Source organism: Nonomuraea sp. KM90 (assembly GCF_052246675.1).
Taxonomy (GTDB): domain Bacteria; phylum Actinomycetota; class Actinomycetes; order Streptosporangiales; family Streptosporangiaceae; genus Nonomuraea.
Map to the genome: position 1 here is coordinate 1 of NZ_JBQQCB010000322.1, position 2,093 is coordinate 2,093.

General features: G+C 72.8%; 2 protein-coding genes. Both read right to left on the reverse strand.

Annotated features, from left to right (window positions below; all coding sequences use genetic code 11):
- On the reverse strand, positions 1-1,207 hold a 1,207-nt coding region (locus tag ACTWPW_RS63880), incomplete at its 3' end, for a beta-ketoacyl synthase N-terminal-like domain-containing protein (RefSeq protein WP_443174990.1).
- A gap of 16 nt (positions 1,208-1,223) precedes the next feature.
- Positions 1,224-2,093 (reverse strand): phosphopantetheine-binding protein (locus ACTWPW_RS63885; protein WP_443174991.1); only part of this gene is annotated, 870 nt, incomplete at its 5' end.

Genomic DNA, 2,093 nt, shown 5'->3' on the forward strand with positions numbered 1-2,093 from the left:
CCCGCCGCTCCAACGCCAGCACCATCTTGATCACACCCGCCACACCCGCAGCCGCCTGCGCATGCCCGATGTTCGACTTCACCGACCCCAGCCACACCGGCCGATCAGCCGGCCGCCCGCGCCCGTACGTGGCCAGCAGCGCCTGCGCCTCGATCGGGTCGCCCAGGGTGGTGCCGGTGCCGTGCGCCTCGATCGCGTCGATGTCGCGGGTGTCCAGCCGGGCGTCGGCCAGGGCCTGCTGGATGACCTTCTCCTGGGCCGGGCCGCTCGGAGCGGTCATGCCGTTGCTGGCGCCGTCCTGGTTGACCGCCGTGCCCCGGATCACCCCGAGAATCCGGCGCCCGTTGCGCCGCGCCTCGGACAGCCGCTCCAAGGCCAGCACCCCGACCCCCTCGGCCCACGCCGCGCCGTCGGCCGAGGCCGAGAACGACTTGCACCGGCCGTCCGGGGACAGGGCGCCCTGGCGGGAGAACTCCACGAACGGCACCGGCGAGGCCATGACCGTCACGCCCCCGGCCAGGGCGAGCGAGCACTCGTCCTGCCGCAGAGCTCGTACGGCGAGGTGCAGCGCGACCAGCGAGGACGAGCAGGCCGTGTCCACCGTGAGCGAGGGACCCTCCAGCCCCAGGGTGTAGGACACCCGCCCGGACACCAGGCTGGGAGCGCTGGAGGTGAACAGGGTGCCCTCGACCGACTCCGGCGCCCCGTCGAGGAAGCGGGTGGAGTAGTAGTCGTACATGTTCCCGGCGTAGACGCCCGTCCGGGTGCCGCGCAGGGAGCCGGGCTCGATCCCGGCCCGCTCCAGGGCCTCCCAGCACGCCTCCAGGAACAACCGGTGCTGCGGGTCGGTGGCCAGCGCGCTGCGCGGGCTCATCCCGAAGAAGGCCGCGTCGAAGTCGGCGGCGTCGTACAGGAAGCCCCCGTGCCGCGTGTACGACTTCCCCATCGCCTCCGGGTTCGGGTCGTACAGGCCTTCCACGTCCCAGCCCCGGTCCGCCGGGAACTCGCCGATCGCGTCCCGGCCCGAGGCGACCAGGTCCCACAGCTCCTCCGGACCGCCCACCCCGCCCGGGTAGCGGCACGCCATCCCGACGATCGCCACCGGCTCGTGCCGGCGGTCCTCGTCCTCGGCCAGCCGCTGACGGGCCTCGGCCAGCTCGACGGTGGCGCGTCTGAGGTAGTCGCGGAGCCTGTCCTCGGTCCTCATCGATGGGCCTTCCTGTTCACAGTTCGTTGTCGATGAGTGCGAAGATCTCCTCGTCGGAGGCGGAGTCGATCTTCTCCATCACGGTGTCGGCGTTGTCACCCTGTGGAGCGCCGAACATGGCCAGGCCGCCCTGCAGCACGGCGACGAGCTTGGTGCGGATGGCCTCGCCGTCGTCCTTGGCGCTGGTGAGCATGGATCCCACGCGTTCGAGGGCGCCGCGCAGGGTCTCCTCGGGCGAGGGCGTGGCCGGGGCCAGCGTGTTGAACAGGTATTCGGCCAGGGAGCTGACGGTGGGGTGGTCGAAGACCAGCGTGGTGGGGAGCCGCAGGCCGACGTCGGCGTTGAGCCGGTTGCGGAGTTCCACTGCCGTGAGGGAGTCGAAGCCGAGCTGGGTGAACGCCCGGTCGACGCTGATCTTCTCGGGGTTGCCGTGCGCGAGGACGACGGCGATGTGGTCGCGTACCCGGTCGCTGAGCAGGCGCAGCCCCTCTTCCTTGCTCAGCTCGGCCAGGCGGGCCATCAGCGAGCTGCGGCTCTCGGCCTGGTCGGCGCCCGCGGCCCGCCGGGGCGCGCGGACGAGGCCGCGCAGCACCGGGGGCAGGTCGCCGTTCTCGGCCCTGGTACGCAGCCCCGCGCCGTCCCACCGGGTCGCCACCATGGTGGGCTCGGCGCTCGCCAGTGCCGCGTCGAACAACTCCAGGCCCTGCTCGACGCTCAGCGCCGCGATGCCCGCCCGAGCCAGCCTGGCCAGGTCGGCCCGGCTGAGCCCGCCGGTCATGTCGGAGGCGGCGTCCCACAGGCCCCAGGCCACCGAGACCGCCGGCAGTCCCTGGTCGTGGCGGTGTGTCGCGAGCGCGTCCAGGAAGGCGTTGGCGGCGGCGTAGTT